The sequence below is a fragment of the Glycomyces sp. YM15 genome, assembly GCF_016918015.1.
Taxonomy (GTDB): domain Bacteria; phylum Actinomycetota; class Actinomycetes; order Mycobacteriales; family Micromonosporaceae; genus Glycomyces.
In genome coordinates, this window is record NZ_JAERMK010000004.1 from 243,225 (window position 1) to 258,233 (window position 15,009).

Annotated in this window: 20 protein-coding genes; 11 read left to right on the forward strand and 9 right to left on the reverse strand. The window is 68.9% G+C overall.

The annotated features are described in order from the left end of the window. Nucleotides 1–77: 77 nt before the first annotated feature. The 4 genes from JHY01_RS06770 to dut are packed head-to-tail and all read right to left on the reverse strand — an operon-like array spanning nucleotide 78 to nucleotide 2,487. Nucleotides 78–845, reverse strand: a complete 768-nt coding sequence (locus JHY01_RS06770; protein ID WP_205324848.1) for a DUF3159 domain-containing protein — start codon at nucleotides 843–845, stop codon at nucleotides 78–80. A gap of 34 nt (nucleotides 846–879) precedes the next feature. After that, complete coding sequence (locus tag JHY01_RS06775) at nucleotides 880–1,227, reverse strand: OB-fold nucleic acid binding domain-containing protein (RefSeq protein WP_205324849.1); 348 nt, start codon at nucleotides 1,225–1,227, stop codon at nucleotides 880–882. Nucleotides 1,228–1,277: 50 nt separating this feature from the next. Beyond that, nucleotides 1,278–2,018 carry a DUF3710 domain-containing protein gene (locus tag JHY01_RS06780; protein ID WP_205324850.1) on the reverse strand — a complete coding sequence of 247 codons (741 nt, stop codon included), beginning with the start codon at nucleotides 2,016–2,018 and terminating at the stop codon, nucleotides 1,278–1,280. Beyond that, nucleotides 2,011–2,487: a dUTP diphosphatase gene (gene dut, locus JHY01_RS06785; RefSeq protein ID WP_205324851.1), complete on the reverse strand. Its 477-nt coding sequence runs from the start codon at nucleotides 2,485–2,487 to the stop codon at nucleotides 2,011–2,013. Before dut ends, JHY01_RS06780 begins: the two co-directional genes overlap by 8 nt. Before the next feature lie 146 nt (nucleotides 2,488–2,633). On the opposite strand from dut, the gene JHY01_RS06790 reads away from it, so the two are divergent. Beyond that, entirely contained in the window at nucleotides 2,634–3,113 is a 480-nt protein-coding gene (locus JHY01_RS06790) for a DUF3093 domain-containing protein (RefSeq protein ID WP_205324852.1), read from the forward strand. Between the two features lie 104 nt (nucleotides 3,114–3,217). On the opposite strand, the gene JHY01_RS06795 is transcribed toward JHY01_RS06790, so the two are convergent. Next, nucleotides 3,218–3,514 (reverse strand): DUF4193 domain-containing protein, encoded by a 297-nt coding sequence (locus JHY01_RS06795; protein WP_205324853.1) that lies wholly within the window; start codon nucleotides 3,512–3,514, stop codon nucleotides 3,218–3,220. A gap of 407 nt (nucleotides 3,515–3,921) precedes the next feature. Between JHY01_RS06795 and JHY01_RS06800 the strand changes: the two genes are divergently transcribed. The 3 genes from JHY01_RS06800 (at nucleotide 3,922) to JHY01_RS28045 (ending at nucleotide 6,712) form a co-directional block, all read left to right on the forward strand. Continuing rightward, nucleotides 3,922–4,374 (forward strand): LytR C-terminal domain-containing protein, encoded by a 453-nt coding sequence (locus JHY01_RS06800; RefSeq protein ID WP_205324854.1) that lies wholly within the window; start codon nucleotides 3,922–3,924, stop codon nucleotides 4,372–4,374. Between the two features lie 156 nt (nucleotides 4,375–4,530). Further along, on the forward strand, nucleotides 4,531–6,174 hold the full coding sequence (locus JHY01_RS06805) for an RNA polymerase sigma factor (RefSeq protein WP_205324855.1): 1,644 nt from the start codon (nucleotides 4,531–4,533) through the stop codon (nucleotides 6,172–6,174). A 298-nt stretch (nucleotides 6,175–6,472) separates the two neighbouring features. Further along, entirely contained in the window at nucleotides 6,473–6,712 is a 240-nt protein-coding gene (locus JHY01_RS28045) for a hypothetical protein (RefSeq protein ID WP_091053111.1), read from the forward strand. Nucleotides 6,713–6,838: 126 nt separating this feature from the next. On the opposite strand, the gene JHY01_RS06815 is transcribed toward JHY01_RS28045, so the two are convergent. Both JHY01_RS06815 and dtd read right to left on the reverse strand, forming a co-directional pair. Beyond that, a complete protein-coding gene (locus JHY01_RS06815) occupies nucleotides 6,839–8,551 on the reverse strand; it encodes a DEAD/DEAH box helicase (protein WP_205324856.1) in 1,713 nt (570 codons plus the stop codon). A gap of 96 nt (nucleotides 8,552–8,647) precedes the next feature. After that, nucleotides 8,648–9,106 carry a D-aminoacyl-tRNA deacylase gene (gene dtd, locus JHY01_RS06820; protein WP_205324857.1) on the reverse strand — a complete coding sequence of 153 codons (459 nt, stop codon included), beginning with the start codon at nucleotides 9,104–9,106 and terminating at the stop codon, nucleotides 8,648–8,650. 41 nt (nucleotides 9,107–9,147) lie between these two features. Here dtd and JHY01_RS06825 point away from each other — a divergent pair, with 41 nt between their 5' ends. The 7 genes from JHY01_RS06825 (at nucleotide 9,148) to JHY01_RS06855 (ending at nucleotide 13,430) form a co-directional block, all read left to right on the forward strand. Then, the gene (locus JHY01_RS06825) at nucleotides 9,148–9,471 is read left to right on the forward strand and encodes a DUF3099 domain-containing protein (protein WP_307814291.1); all 324 of its coding nucleotides are present in this window, start codon (nucleotides 9,148–9,150) and stop codon (nucleotides 9,469–9,471) included. A gap of 86 nt (nucleotides 9,472–9,557) precedes the next feature. Further along, on the forward strand, nucleotides 9,558–9,836 hold the full coding sequence (locus tag JHY01_RS06830; RefSeq protein ID WP_205324858.1) for a DUF3039 domain-containing protein: 279 nt from the start codon (nucleotides 9,558–9,560) through the stop codon (nucleotides 9,834–9,836). 70 nt (nucleotides 9,837–9,906) lie between these two features. After that, complete coding sequence (locus JHY01_RS06835) at nucleotides 9,907–10,539, forward strand: TRIC cation channel family protein (RefSeq protein ID WP_307814292.1); 633 nt, start codon at nucleotides 9,907–9,909, stop codon at nucleotides 10,537–10,539. 148 nt (nucleotides 10,540–10,687) lie between these two features. Further along, on the forward strand, nucleotides 10,688–11,656 hold the full coding sequence (locus tag JHY01_RS06840) for a sigma-70 family RNA polymerase sigma factor (RefSeq protein WP_205324859.1): 969 nt from the start codon (nucleotides 10,688–10,690) through the stop codon (nucleotides 11,654–11,656). A 180-nt stretch (nucleotides 11,657–11,836) separates the two neighbouring features. Next, on the forward strand, nucleotides 11,837–12,523 hold the full coding sequence (locus tag JHY01_RS27645; RefSeq protein ID WP_205324860.1) for a metal-dependent transcriptional regulator: 687 nt from the start codon (nucleotides 11,837–11,839) through the stop codon (nucleotides 12,521–12,523). A 266-nt stretch (nucleotides 12,524–12,789) separates the two neighbouring features. Beyond that, the gene (locus tag JHY01_RS06850) at nucleotides 12,790–13,047 is read left to right on the forward strand and encodes an AbrB/MazE/SpoVT family DNA-binding domain-containing protein (protein ID WP_205324861.1); all 258 of its coding nucleotides are present in this window, start codon (nucleotides 12,790–12,792) and stop codon (nucleotides 13,045–13,047) included. Then, complete coding sequence (locus JHY01_RS06855) at nucleotides 13,047–13,430, forward strand: PIN domain-containing protein (protein WP_205324862.1); 384 nt, start codon at nucleotides 13,047–13,049, stop codon at nucleotides 13,428–13,430. Before JHY01_RS06850 ends, JHY01_RS06855 begins: the two co-directional genes overlap by 1 nt. Nucleotides 13,431–13,506: 76 nt before the next feature. On the opposite strand, the gene JHY01_RS06860 is transcribed toward JHY01_RS06855, so the two are convergent. Further along, entirely contained in the window at nucleotides 13,507–14,148 is a 642-nt protein-coding gene (locus JHY01_RS06860; RefSeq protein WP_205324863.1) for a hypothetical protein, read from the reverse strand. Then, entirely contained in the window at nucleotides 14,145–15,005 is an 861-nt protein-coding gene (locus JHY01_RS06865) for a sulfurtransferase (protein ID WP_205324864.1), read from the reverse strand. Before JHY01_RS06865 ends, JHY01_RS06860 begins: the two co-directional genes overlap by 4 nt. Nucleotides 15,006–15,009: the final 4 nt, after the last annotated feature.

Genomic DNA, 15,009 nt, shown 5'->3' on the forward strand with positions numbered 1-15,009 from the left:
CGCCGCGGTTCGTGTGGTTCCCGTGTTTGCGCGGTGGGCGCGGCGCACGATGCGCCGCGCCCTCACCGGAGTCGCCGTCAGGTCGCGCTCGGAGCGGCCGCCTCGACTTCCTTCATCCGGCGGCGCACCGCCCAGATCGTGAAGGCCGTCAACGCGATCGTGACGGGCCAGCCGCCGAAGAGGGTCAGCAGGCCCAGCGCGTTGTCGTAGTCCAGGTAGTACAGCCAGATGCGGGCGGCGTTCTTGACGATGAAGACGACGCCCCACAGGATCGTGATCCGGCTCAGGATGTCCACGAGCGGCTTGTTCTCACGCCATTCCTTCTTGCCGCCCTGGGCGACCACGGCGTAGATCCAACCGATGATCGGATGGCGCACCAGCGCCGAGACGATGAGCAGCACGCCGTAGACCGAGCCCTGGATGATCCCCGGCAGGTAGAAGTTGCGGGCGTCCGTCGACCGCCAGGCGAGGAACGCGCCGAGGGCGATGCCGAAGAGGCCGTTGAGCGCGTGGCGGATCGACTCCCTGCGCGCGGCGCGCCAGCCGGCGATCGCGAGCGCGCTCGCGGCCGAGATGAGAATGGCCCACTGGAGCCCGCTGAGCGGCCCCATCCGGTCGGGCAGGAGCGGGTTGAGCACCACGAACAGGGTGATCGGGACCGCGGCCTCCACGACGCCCTTGACGCCGCCCAGTTGCTGCGAGAGCTGCTCGGTGAACGGCGGGAGCTCGTCGGACTGCGCCTCCGGCTCGCGAAGCTCGGCGGATTCGCGGGATTCGGGGGTCTTGCGGGCCTCGGCCTGTTCCGGCGCGATCTCGTGGTCGTGGGCCGGCGTCTCGGTGCTCAATGCGGGCCTTCCAGGTCGTGTGGCTGGTCCGCGCTCAGGGGCGCAGTTCGTAGTTCGGGTTGTAGACGACGAGTCGGCCGTCGCCCAGCTGGGCCACGCGGCCGCGGGCGACGAGCCTGGTCCCGGCCTCAAGGCCCACGATACGCCGTCGGCCCATCCAGACCAATCCGACCTGACCGGTGCCGTCGAACAGTTCCGCCTCCACGGAAGGGGAACGGCCGTCGGTGCGCAGCACCACGGTGCGGAGCCGGCCGGCGACCACCGCGAGCTGCCGGGGTCGGAGCAGCTCGATCGGCGTCGTGTCGGGGTCGGATTCGCGGCGGATCTCGTCGGCGAACAGCTCCTGCGAGGGCGCTGCGACGCGCTTGAGCCAGCCCTTCACCTTCCCGCGTTTGCCGGGGTTCGCTCGTGAGGCGTCGATCGTCCCGGTCCCTACCGCTTGGGGCGCGGCGAGGGCTTGCGGCGGACCTGGGGACGAGGGGTGTCCCCGGCCGCGATGATGGCGCGGTTGCCGTCGCCGCCTTCGGCCTTGCGCTGCGCGATGCGCGCGGCGGCCTCCTCGGCCATCTTCGGCGGGAGTCTGAGCGGCAGCGGCTCGCGCACCGGCATGGCCACGCTGCCTCGGTCGATCACGAGGAGGCGCAGGGCCTCGTCGAGCTCGGGGGCGGCGTTCTCGTCGAGCGCCCGCTGCCCCTGGAAGGTGGCCTGCACGAACCAGCGGGGGCCGTCGATGCCGCAGAAGCGCACCGAGTTGGTGCCCTTCTTGGAGGCGACCTTGGCGAGGAGCTCGGTGCCCCAGCGGCCCTCGACCTCCTCGACCTGGCCGCCCTGGCCGGTGACCTGCGCGGTGAGCTCGCCGCGGAACTCGTCCCAGATGCCCTCGCTGCGCGGCGCGGCGCGCACGAGCAGCTGCAGCGCGGAGGCGCCGGTGGTGAGCAGGACCTGGCTGATGTTGCCCTTGGCGTCGGTCTGCGCCTGGAAGCCCACGCCCTTGGGGACGGGGAGTCGGATCGCTCCCAGGTCGATGCGGCGGACGTCGTCGTCGGGGGCGTCGGTGACGTCGAAGGGTCCTTCGGTGGCCTCGTGCTCGAAGGTCTCGCCGCTCTCGGCCAGGGAGTCGAGGACGGCGCCCTCGGCGGGGCGCTGCTTCTTCGACTTTCGCCGCTTAAACACGTTCGCTCTCCTCTGCAAGTCGGCGGTGCCCGCCGGTGGAACCGTGGCCGCTCGCGCCGCGCTGCGTCGGCGCGAAGTCGTCGACCTCGGTGAAACGGGCTCGCACAACCGGTTGGACTACCAATTGTGCGACACGGTCGCCGCGTTCGATGACGGCGGTCCGCTCGGGGTCGAGGTTCACGAGGTTGATCTTGATCTCACCGCGGTATCCGGAGTCGATCGTGCCCGGCGCGTTGACGATGGTGACGCCGAGGCGGTGGGCGAGCCCGGAGCGCGGATTCGTGTAGCCGACGTGCCCGTCGGGGATCGCGACGGCGACGCCGGTGCCGACGAGCGCCCGCTGCCCGGGGGCGAGCGTGACGCCCTCGGCGGCGTACAGGTCCGCGCCCGCGTCACCGGGGTGCGCGTAGGCGGGCAGCGGCAGGTCGGGGTCGAGCCGCCGGATGGCGACCGGGACTTCGGCGGTCATCGTCGTCGGGTTCCTCTCACTCGCGGAAGCACGGCGCGAAGACGCCGCGAGTCGCTCAGCAAATCTACGGTTCAGCCCCGGCTTCCACCGTGAGCCTCGGCATGCGGCCGAGTTCGCGTCGCCGTGACGGGGATATGGTCTCAGACATGAGGAGTGGGGAACGGTACGCCGAGCGCATGGGTCTGCCGGTGGCGGGTTGGCTCGCCGTGACCGCGGTGGCGGTGCTCGCCGGCGCGCTGTCGAACTTCGGCGACATGCGCTGGTGGCGCGTGGCCGCGAGCGTCACGCTCATGGTCGCGGTGTTCGCGGGCGCCTGGTGGCTGGGCCGCCTGCGGGTGAGCGTCGAAGCGGCCGTGGACGAGGTGTGGCTCCACGTCGACGACGCGAAGCTGCCGATGTCGGCCGTGGCCGAAGTGCAGATCCTGGAGCCGATCGCGTACGCGGACGCGCTGGGCGTGGCCCAGCATCCGCTGGCCTTCGCGGTGCAGCGGCCGTGGATCAACCGCGGGCTGCGGATCGTCCTCGACGATCCCGACGACCCGACCCCCTACTGGATCGTCGCATCACGGCGTCCCGAGCGGCTCAAGGCGGCTCTGACGGGCGCACGGGAGCCGGTGGAGGCTTAGACCCCGGACAAGCGAGACGGCCCGCAGGAGGCATCCTGCGAGCCGTGCGCTATCCGAGGGGCGACGTTCGGAACTGCTCGCCGAGCCGGGAGGCGGCTCGATGGCTACGCGCAGTCCTTGCAGATCGGCTGCCCGTTCTTCTCCTTCGCGAACTGGCTGCGGTGGTGGACCAGGAAGCAGCTGGAGCATCGGAACTCGTCCTGCTGCATCGGCAGGACCTTCACCGAGAGCTCCTCGTCACCGAGGTCGGCGCCGGGCAGCTCGAAGTTCTCGGCGACCTCGGCCTCGTCGACGTCGACCGACCCCGATTGATCGGTGCGGCCCTTCGCAAGGGCGTCAATGCCGTCGGTGCCGGCGTTCTCTTCCTTGTCGCGGCGCGGGGCGTCGTAGTCGGTTGCCATCGTTTTCCACTCCCATTGGTTGCTTTTGCGGCTCCGGAACCGAGCGCGGCGGGTTGCCGCTGGAGTGTTCGGGTGACACAGCGGCCCGGCTCGGGTTCCTGGCGGGTTCCGTTCCTGCAGGCGGCGTACCTTACCGCGTGCAGTCCATTCCTATACACGATGCCACCGGGTTTTTCATCCCCATTGTGGCGAGAAACACTTCTGTGTCGAAGGCAGCGAGTGTACCGCCTCTCGCCCACGGAGACGACCCGCGCACGATAGCCTTTCGCATGGCAACGTTTGCGGGCCGTCGGCTCGTCTAAGTGCAGACATCCGTTTGCGCTTTTTGGAGACTCGGGGAGGCAGCCGTGCGTATCGCTCGTATCCGCGCTTTGACGGTTCTGTGCGTATTGGCACTGGTAGCTGGCTTGATAACGCTCTGGGCGATCCGGAACGACTCGCAGACCTCCGCGAACGAATCCTGCCCGCCCGGCGCGGTCGAGATCAAGACCGCCCCGATCCCCAAGCCGGAGGAGATCGAACTGGTCGTCCTCAACGGCACCGATCAGGACGGACTGGCAGAGCAGGCCGCCGCGCAGCTCGAGGACCGCGGGTTCATCGTCACCGAGACGGGGGACGCCGACGAGGCCTACGACGGCACCGCGCTCGTGTACTTCGGTCCCGACCTGTATGCGGCCGGCATCCACACCCACGCGTACTTCTACCAAGGCACCCAGGCCTTCGACCTCGACTGGGACAAGCCGATCACGATCGTGCTCGGCGACGACTTCGCGGAGGTACGCTCGGCATCCGACGCGCGCCAGTCGTTCGCACAGGGCGGCATCGGACCGGCGCCCGAAGGCACCTGCACGGTAGAATAGAGCGCCGTCACACCCCACGTGCTGCGACACATTGACACTGAAAATGCGGAAACACAGCTCGAATCGGCACCACGGACGGGCCGCAGGCGATTTTCGGCGCTACAATTCACGCCTGCCCGGTCGTTGTGCCGACCTGGGCTGCCGACCCAATATCCAATGCTCACCCGCTATGGAGCCCGGCTGCGCCGTGCCCGCCATTGCCTCGGAAGGTTGCTCGTGACTGACGCACGTCCCACCGGCACAGACGTCAATTCCCTGACCGACTCGCTGCTCGCTCTGGCCCGAGAGAGCAACGGGCAGCTGACGTCCGCGACGGTCGCCCAGGTTCTGGAGTCGGTGCAGGCTTCCCCCGCCGAAGGCAAGAAGGTGCTCCGCGCCTTGGCCGAGGCCGAGGTCACCGTGGTCGTGGACGGCTCCGCCTCCACGCGCAAGCGTGTTCCCGCCGCCCGCACCGCCACCTCCTCCCGGACCACCACCGCGAAGGCCGCCAAGAAGACCGCGGTGAAGAAGACCGCCGCCAAGAAGGCCGCCGCTCCCGCCGCTGAAGAAGCCGGCGAAGAGGCCCCGGTCAAGAAGGCCGCCAAGAAGACCGCGAAGAAGGCCGCCGCCAAGAAGGCCGTGAAGAAGGCCGCCGCGAAGAAGCCCGAGAGCGAAGAGCCCGACGAGGCCGACCTCGCGGCGGTCGACGACGACGCGCTCGCCGAAGCCGCCGCCGCCGCGCCCGCCAAGAAGGCGACCCGCAAGAAGGCCGCCAAGAAGGCCGCCGGCCGCGGCAAGTCCAAGAAGGACGGCGACGACGACGAAGAGGGCGACGACTTCGAGTGGGACGAGGAGGACTCGGAGGCGCTCAAGCAGGCCCGCAAGGACGCCGAGATGACCGCCTCGGCCGACTCCGTCCGCGCCTACCTCAAGCAGATCGGCAAGGTGCCGCTCCTCAACGCGGCCCAGGAGGTCGAGCTCGCCAAGCGCATCGAGGCCGGCCTGTACGCCGTGGAGCGCCTCAAGCTGCTCCGCGAGGCCGGCGAGGAGATCCCCACGCAGATGCGCCGGGACCTCGAGTGGATCGTCCGCGACGGCGACCGCGCCAAGGACCACCTGCTCGAAGCCAACCTCCGCCTCGTCGTATCGCTCGCCAAGCGCTACACCGGCCGCGGCATGGCGTTCCTGGACCTCATCCAGGAAGGCAACCTCGGCCTCATCCGCGCCGTCGAGAAGTTCGACTACACCAAGGGCTACAAGTTCTCCACCTACGCCACCTGGTGGATCCGGCAGGCCATCACCCGCGCGATGGCCGACCAGGCGCGGACCATCCGCATACCGGTCCACATGGTCGAGGTCATCAACAAGCTCGGCCGCATACAGCGTGAACTGCTGCAGGACCTGGGCCGCGAGCCCAGCCCGGACGAACTCGCCAAGGAGATGGACATCTCCCCGGAGAAGGTCCTCGAGATCCAGCAGTACGCGCGCGAGCCGATCAGCCTCGACCAGACCATCGGCGACGAGGGCGACAGCCAGCTCGGCGACTTCATCGAGGACTCCGAGGCCATCGTGGCCGTCGACGCGGTCTCCTTCTCGCTCCTCCAGGGCCAGCTCCAGCAGGTGCTGCAGACGCTCTCCGAGCGCGAAGCGGGCGTCGTCCGGCTCCGGTTCGGCCTCACCGACGGCCAGCCGCGCACCCTCGACGAGATCGGCCAGGTCTACGGGGTCACCCGTGAACGCATCCGCCAGATCGAGTCGAAGACCATGTCGAAGCTGCGGCACCCGTCGCGCTCGCAGGTCCTGCGCGACTACCTCGATTAGTCCGTTTCGCTCCCGGCGTAATGGAACCCGAAGGCCCAGCACGGCTGTAAGCAGCGGTGTATCACCCGAACGGGTGGGTACTTACCACTTGTGCCGGCTTGTCGATCGGCGTTCCGTGGGCTACGGTGTGGAACAACCATCGCACCGGCGTACCGAGTGAGACCAGTCTCAGTCGGGAACTGTCGGGAAGAGGTAGTACAGTGCAGGCGTTGAACGGAACGAGCCGGTCAACAGGCCGACCATAGAGATTCATTGCTGTGCAGACGCACAGTGGACCGAACGCAGCGGAGGACCTGGTATGACATCCACCCTGACGCCCCCGCCCCAGACGGAGGAACGTCCCATCGCGGGCGAGCGCTGCGATCGGTGTAGCGCCGCGGCAAAGCTTCGCGTGACCCTGGCCGAAGGCGGCGACCTCGTCTTCTGCGGCCACCACGCGAACCAGTTCGCCGAGAAGCTCGTGCCGATCGCCATCGACTTCACCGCCGACCCCGAATTCGAGTGGCGCGGCACCGACCTCATGGCGTCGGAGAACTAGCGCCCACAGGCTTGAGCAAGGGCCCGAGCGGATATCCGCTCGGGCCCTGATTCGATTCCACGACGTTGCAATTCGACAACGGTGGGCGGTCCATTCGGACCGCCCACCGTCATGCGTTCGACGCCGTCACAAGGAGCGGATCACCGCGATCCGCTCCTCCAACTGCTCGATGGTCGCCTGCGCGCTCGGCGGACCGCCGCACTTGGACCGGAGCATCGCATGGATCTTCCCGTGCGGCTCGTTCGTGGCGAACGAACGCGCACCCACCAGCGCGTTCAACTGCTTGCGGAGCTTCAACCGCTTCTGCGCGTTCGTCATCGCGGGTTCGGCCGGCGGTCGCTCCACGGTCTCGGTGCGGGCGCCGGACTTCTGCTTCGCCATCTGCTCGCGCTGGCGCTTCTGCAGCAGCAGATGCACCTGCTCCTGGGTCAGCAGGCCCGGCAGGCCCAGGTACTCCTGCTCCTCGGCGCTCCCGGCCTCCACGGGCAGGCCGAACGAGCCGCCGTCGAAGATCACCTGGTCGAGCTCCGCGTTCGACTCGAGGGTCTCGCGCTGGCCGCCGAGTTCGGTGCCCTCGTTGAGGACCCGCTGTGCCTGCTCCAGGAGCAGCTCGGGGTCCTCGTCCTGGGACTTGGGTTTGATGACGTGGTCGCGGTCGGCCTCGAGGTTCTCGGCGAGGCTCAGCAGCGGGATGACGCTCGGCAGGAACACCGAGGCGGTCTCGCCGGGCCGCCGCGACCGCACGAATCGGCCGATGGCCTGCGCGAAGTACAGCGGGGTGTGCGCGTTCGTGGCGTAGACGCCGACCGCGAGGCGCGGGATGTCGACGCCCTCGGAGACCATGCGGACGGCCACGAGCCATTCCTCATCGGACTCGGCGAACTTGGCGATCTTGTCGGAGGAGCCGGCGTCGTCCGAGAGGACGATCGCGGCGCTCTTCCCGGTGACGCGCTTGAGGATCCCGGCGTAGGAGCGGGCGCTGTTCTGGTCGGAGGCGATGATGAGCCCGCCGGCGTCGGGGATGCCCGCCGCGCGCAGCGAGGCGAGGCGCCGGTCGGCGGCCCTGATGACCTGCTTGATCCATTCGCCCTCGGGGTCGAGCGCGGTGCGCCACGCCTGGCTCGTGAGGTCCTTGGTGAGCGGTTGGCCGAGTCGCACGGCCAGCTCGTCCCCCGCGCTCGTGCGCCACTTGGCCTGGCCGGAGTAGGCCATGAACATGACCGGTCGCACGACGCCGTCGGCGAGGGCGTCCCGGTAGCCGTAGAGCGCGTCGGCGCGCGAGCGCTTGGTGCCGTCCGGGTCTTCCTCATACTCCACGAAGGGGATCGGGTTGTCGTCGCTGCGGAACGGGGTGCCGGTGAGGCACAGGCGTCGCTCGGCCTCGTCGAAGGCGGTCTGGACGCCCTCGCCCCAGGTGCGGGCGTCGCCGGCGTGGTGGATCTCGTCGAGGATGACGAGGGTGCGGCGTGAGAGCGTGCGGCGGCGGTGCACGGCCGGGTCGGCGCCGATCTGGGCGTAGGTGACGACCACGCCGTGGAAGTCGGCGGCACTGTGGACGGAGGCGTTGCGGAAGGACGGGTCGAGCTGGATGCCGAAGCGGGCGGCCGCGCCGGCCCACTGGGTCTTGAGGTGCTCGGTGGGGGCGACGACGGTGACGGTGTCGACCGTGCCGTCGGCGAGCAGGTCGTAGGCGATGCGCAGTGCGAACGTGGTCTTGCCGGCGCCGGGCGTGGCTACGGCGAGGAAGTCTCGCGATTGACCCCGGTGGTAGGCGACCATGGCCTTGCGCTGCCAGACCCGAAGCGACGGAAGCGTTTCGGGTGGGGCGGCCGGGATCATGCGGGCTCCTCTCGGACGGTGGCGGACCGGGTTGATTTTAGGCCGCGGGGAACGTCGCGGTGTCCGCTTGCCGGCCGTGAGTCAGAGCGGCCACGTTCACCGCTCCAGGAGGATCGTGTTGGGGCCGACGTTGACGCTGCGGACGAGCATCATGGCGCCGAACCTGCCGGTCTCGACGCGCGCGCCGAGGCCGCGGAGGTGGGCGGCGACCGCCTCGACCAGTGGTTCGGCCACCGGCCCGGGCGCGGCGCTGTTCCACGACGGGCGGCGGCCCTTGCGCGTGTCGGCGTACAGGGTGAACTGGCTGACCAGCAGGATCGGGGCGTCCAGATCGGACGCCGAGAGCTCGTCCCGCATGATCCTCAGCGACCAGATCTTCTCGGCGATCCAGGCGACTTCGGCGGGTCCATCCGTGTGGGTGACGCCGAGGAGGACCAGGAGTCCTTCGCCGATCTTGCCGACGCTCTCACCCGGCTCCACTGAATCCACATCTCGCGAGCTTCGACGAGGAACGGTGACTTCCGCTTCGCTGACGGTCTGCACGACTGCTTTCATGCCACAGATCCTGCCGCACCGGCCAGGCGTAGGCTCGAAGGGTGGCGAGGCGTGAGAAGGCGACCAGCATCACCGATGCGACGATGTCCCTCGAAGAGGAGCGGCGGTACCGGACGATCCGGTATGTCGTGATGATGTCGATTCGCGCCATGCTGGTGATCGTGCTCGGCATCCTGGTGATGGCCGAGGCGCCGCTCCTGTGGCTGTGGCTGCTGCTCGGCGTGATCGGGATGGCGCTGCTGCCGTGGCTCGCGGTCATGCTCGCGAACGACCGACTGGCGCGCAGACCGGGCGTGTTCACCAGGCACGAGCGCCGGGCGAAGACCCTCGAAGCGCCCGAGCACCCCATGATCGACTCGGAATGAGCGGCTCGGGCCGCTCGCGGGTCGCGATTTCGCGAAGACGTGGCAAGATTGACGGGATCTTGCGCGCTAATGAGGAGTGAGTTGCCGTGAGCGAACTTCCCACCACCGGAGGCTCCGACGGGGCCGGCGGTTCTGGTTCGACCCTTCTGGAAGAGCAGACCCAGACCAACCCGAACTACGTGTTCGAGGACGGCGACGAGGAGCGCTTCTCGCACTACGTGCCGAAGGACAAGCTCATGGCCGCCATGGTCGACGGCATCCCGGTGAAGGCCCTGTGCGGGAAGATGTGGGTGCCCACGCGGGACCCCGACCGCTTCCCGATCTGCCCGAACTGCAAGGACATCTACGAGAAGATGAAGGGCTGACGCTGCCGCGCGGCTCTCATCGTTGCGACGAACAGCGGTGTGATCCAGCACTGCCTGCTATAACGCACGAGTGGACCCTAGTGAATTCGACCCGAGCTCGCTGATGCTCGTCGCCGAGCTCGTCGGCACCGCGGTGTTCGCCGCCTCCGGCGCGAGCGCCGCGGTCGGCAAGCGCCTGGACCTGTTCGGCGTGGTCGTCATCGGGGTGCTCTGCGCGTTGGGCGGCGGCGCCACCCGCGACCTGCTCATCGGTTCCGATCTGCTGCTGCTCACCGACTGGCGCTATCCGCTCGTGGCGCTCGTGGCCTCCATGATCGTGTTCTGGTTCCACCCCGCGCTCTCGCGGATGCGCCCCACGATGCTGGTGCTCGACGCCGCGGGGCTGGCGCTGTTCACCGTGGTCGGGACCGAGAAGGGCCTCGATTTCGGTCTCGCGGTCTACGCGGCTTGCATCGTCGGAGTACTCTCCGGAATCGGCGGGGGCATCCTGCGCGACGTCCTGGTCCAGGAGATCCCGGCGGTGCTCCGCGAGGACTTCTACGCGATGGCGGCGGCGATCGGCGCGGTCATCGTGGCGGTCGGGGCCCGATGGGAGTCGATCATCGGGCACTGGACGCTCGCGCTGACCGCCATCGCGACCATCTTTGTCGTACGGCTGCTTGCCATCAGGTTTCGGTGGGAGGCCCCGAAACCGAATTTCTGATCGTGTCTCCCGGGTTCGTGCCACCCTTCGATCTGGGGGATCAGAAACCGCGAAATCACCTGCAAGCTGGTATCCCGACGCCCGGTGCCCACCGGGTCAGGCGCGACTCAACCCACGCGCCGAGGGTCCGCAGCGAAAGGCGAATTCGATGGCACCTGTCGACAGCATCCGCCAGCGTCCGGCGAGGCGACCGGCGCAGCGCACGACCGAATACTCCGGCGACCCCGTTCGCGCCTATCTGAACGGCATCGGCAAGCACCGGCTGCTCACCGCCTCCGAGGAGGTCGAGTGCGCCAAGGCCATCGAGGCCGGTCTCATGGCCGAGTGCCGCATCAGCGAAGTCACCGACCCCGACTTCCGCAGCGACCTGGCCCGCATCGCGGCCGAGGGCCGCGCGGCCAAGCAGCGCATGCTCGAATCGAACCTGCGCCTCGTCGTCTCCGTGGCGAAGCGCTACTCCGGTGCGGGGCTCAGCCTGCTCGACCTCATCCAGGAGGGCAACCTCGGCCTCATCCGCGCCGTCGAGAAGTTCGACTACCAGAAGGGCTACAAGTTCTCCACGTACGCCACCTGGTGGATCCGGCAGGCGATCAACCGGGCCGTCACCGACCAGTCCCGCACGATCCGCGTCCCCGCGCACACCGTGGACCAGATCAAGCGGATGAACCGGGCGCGCCAGGACCTCATGGTCGAACTGGGCCGCGAGCCGCGCTACGAGGAGATCGCCGCGGAACTCGACGTCACCCCGGGCAAGGTCCTCGAGCTCATGTCCTACGACCGCGAGCCGGTGAGCCTCGACCAGACCGTGGGCGAGGACGACTCCACCGCGCTGGGCGACCTCGTGGCGCACCTGCCGCGCGAGCACGGCGGCGACGACGCGGTGTCGTACGCGCTGCTGCGCCGCCACATCGCGAACGTGCTGGCCTCGCTGCCGGAGCGGGAACAAACCGTGCTGCGGCTGCGTTTCGGCATTGACGACGGGCGCCAGCGCACCCTCGAAGAGGTCTCCGCGGACTTCGGCCTCTCGCGCGAGCGGGTCCGCCAGATCGAGAAGAACGCGCTGCACCGCCTGCGCCAGCCCGACTACGCCGGGCGCCTCGCCGAGTATGTGGCGTGACCGTCCCTGACGGCCCGGTTCACCGGGTCGCTTTGGGGTGCGGGCGCGCTGTACGTCCGGATGGCTGATTGAGGCCGCGGCGGTTCGGCCGTATATCATTGGTGGTGACAGGGGGTCTGGCGGCTACTCGACCCACCCCGCTCGGTGCCCTGCGGGCGGACTAAGTGAAGGAACGAAGCTGTGACCACGGACCTCGTCGATACCACCGAGATGTACCTGCGCACGATCCTCGAACTCGAGGAGGAGGGCGTTCCCGCGCTGCGCGCCCGGATCGCCGAACGGCTGGAGCAGAGCGGGCCGACGGTCTCGCAGACCGTGGGCCGGATGCAGCGCCACGGGCTGCTCAATGTCAAGAGCGACCGGCACTTGGAGCTCACCGAGGAGGGCCGCAGGCAGGCGGTCGCGGTGATGCGCAAGCACCGGCTCGCGGAGCGGCTGCTGGTGGACGTCATCGGCATGTCCTACGTGGAGGCCCATGACGAGGCCTGCAAGTGGGAGCACGTCATGAGCGACTCGGTGGAGAAGCGCGTGTACGAGCTGCTGGAGCACCCCACCCGTTCGCCGTACGGCAACTCGATCCCCGGGCTCGAGGAGTTGGACGCCTCGGCGGAGGCCGACGGCCGCGATGCCGACGAGCGGCCTTTGAGCGTGGTCTCCCCCGGTTCGAAGGTGCGCGTGACGCGCCTGTGCGAATCGGCTCAGACGCACCCGGAGCTGCTGGCCTCACTGCACGAGGCGGGCGTGGACCCGGGCGCCGAGGTCGCTATCGACCGGCTCGACGGTGCGATCGCGGTGGCCTCGGGTGCGGCCACGATCCGGCTCTCGATCGACGACGCGGCGAAGATCTTCGCCGCTCCGGTCGAATAGCTCGACTCCCGAGGCGTCTTGCGCGCCTTGGGGAGTCCGTGCTTCTCACGACTTGACCCCGGCCTTACCGGGGAGTAGTCTGAGCAAAGTGCTGCAAACGTTTCCATTCATCCCACATAGGACTGACCGCGGGAGACGTCTGTGCCCCATGACCGCACTCCGCACCTGAGCGCCCTCCTCGCACCCCCGGCGAGGAGGGCGCTCTTTTTCGCGACACGAACGCGAAACCCTCGACAGGTTCCCTCAGATTCGCCTATCTTTACTTTATGGTCGAGGAGGTAAAGAAGCAGAGACGGAGGAGCGGCGTGACAAAGGTGTCCTCCAAGCATCAGATCACCATCCCGGTCGCGGTGATGCGCGAAGCGGGGTTCGAGGTCGGCGACGAGTTGCTGGTACGGGCGGACAGTGAGGGCCGGGTCGTGCTGGTTCGGGAACGCGACAGGATCACCAGGTCAGCTGGGGCCTTCCCTGGACTCTCCGCGGCCACCGACCTGGAAGGGCTGCGCGACGAATGGGAAAGGTAGTGCTGGACAGCAGCGTGCTGCTCGGACACCTCGACGCCGAGGACGCTCTGCACCATGCCTCGAGCGGAGCGCTGGAGCAACGAGCGAAGGCGGAATTCGTCATTCCCGCGAGCGTGTTCGCGGAGGTCATGGTCGGTGCGCGGAAACTCGGTGACAGAACCGCGAAGCGGCTTGAAGAGACGATCGACGACCTCGTCACCGAGATCTACCCGATCGATCGGGAAGTCGCCTGGGCGACCGCAGGAATTCGCGCGCGGCGCAAAGAGATCCGGCTGCCGGACGCACTGGTGCTGGCCACGGGGGAGGTTCTCGATGCCGAGGTGCTCACGGCTGACAAGCGCTGGAGGAACGAGCCCGGCCATGTGACCGTGATCGAGGCCTGAACGCCTTCGTACAAACCAGATGAAAGGCCGCCGGGCATCAGCCTGGCGGCCTACTTCATGTCCGCGGTCAGCCGGCCTACTCAGCCATGGCGAAGCGTGCGAGCCATAATTCAGCTCCGTGGGCGGCGGCGATGCCCTTGGCGAGGTCGGTGAAGCCCGCCACGAGGCCGTTCACGACGGCCGGATCGGTGTCCACCGGTGTGGTGTAACGCATCTCGAAGATGGTGCCGCTGTCGTACCAGCCCATCTCCATGGCCGGGCCCGCGCCGGTGTCCTCGGTGTGGACGATCCAGTAGGCGGCTTCGCCGAGGCCGTCGATCGCCTCGGTGCCGTCGGCGAGCTCCTCTTCATAGATCTCGACGGTCGCCTCGGTGCCGATGACGAAGAGGGTGAGGTCGGGGTAGGCGGCCTCGCCGGTCTGGACGGCGCAGGTGAGCTGGGCCGGGGCGTCCTCGCCGTCGGCGGCCTCGCCGGGCCCGCCGGAGGCGAAGCGGAAGTCCTCGCCGGTGACGGAGTTCAGGGTCGCGGAGTCGATGAGCGGGCAGGCGCCCGCGGCGTCGGCCAGGTCGAGTTCGACCGGTTCGGGCGGGGACGACTCCTCGCTCGTCTCCTGCGCGGCGGTGTCGACGGGCTCCTCGCCCGAGGGCGCGCGGTCGTCGCTGCAGGCGGCCAGCGCCAGCAGGAATGCGGCCGGGACCGCGATCAGTGCGCGTTTCATCGTTCCTCCCCCTGTGCCGATGCGCGGCCCGCGGGCGACCTCGGCGAAGCTTGCGGACCGTCGAGCGGCGTCGCCGAGGTGGCGACGTCGCGACCTCGCGAGACCCAGTCGCTCCATGAGCCGATGTACACCGGCGGTGTCGGCAGGCCCGCGGCGGTGACGGCGAGCGCGGTGCGCGCCGCACCCACGCCGGAGCCGCAGTAGTAGGCCGCTTCGGTATGCGGCGCATAGCGTTCGCGCAGTTTGTCGGTGTCGGTGAGGTCGTCTTCGCCGAGGAAGAGGTTGATCGCGCCGGGCACGTGGCCTGCGACGGGGTCGACCGGTTCGCTCTCGCCGCGGTAGCGCTCGGGGGCGCGCACGTCGACCAGTTCGCGGGTCGCGGCCCAGTCGGCGGCGGATTCGGCGTCGAGCACCGGGAGGTGTCCGGGGCGGACGGTCACGGTGCCGGGTTTCGGCTCTGGTGTCCGCGTCTCGAGCGGGAGTCCGGCACCGGTCCAGGCCTTGATGCCGCCCTGGAGGACCTGGACGTTGTCGATCCCGGCCCAGCGGAGCGTCCACCAGGTGCGGGCCGCCGCCATCCCGTCGCCGTCGTCGTAGACGAGTACATGGGAGTCGTCGTGGATGCCCGCGGCGCGCAGGACCGCTTGCAGCGCTAGGGGTTCGGGCAGCGGATGGCGTCCGCCGACCGCTTCGACGGGGCCGCACACGTCCCGGTCGAAGTCGAGCCGGACGGCGCCGGGCAGGTGCCCTTCGGCGAAGTCGGCGTCCCGCGACGGTCCCCCGAGCGTCCAGCGGACGTCGAGCCGGACCGATTGGTGCAGTTCGGCGGCCGCCTCGGCGCCGATCAATGGGCTCATGGTC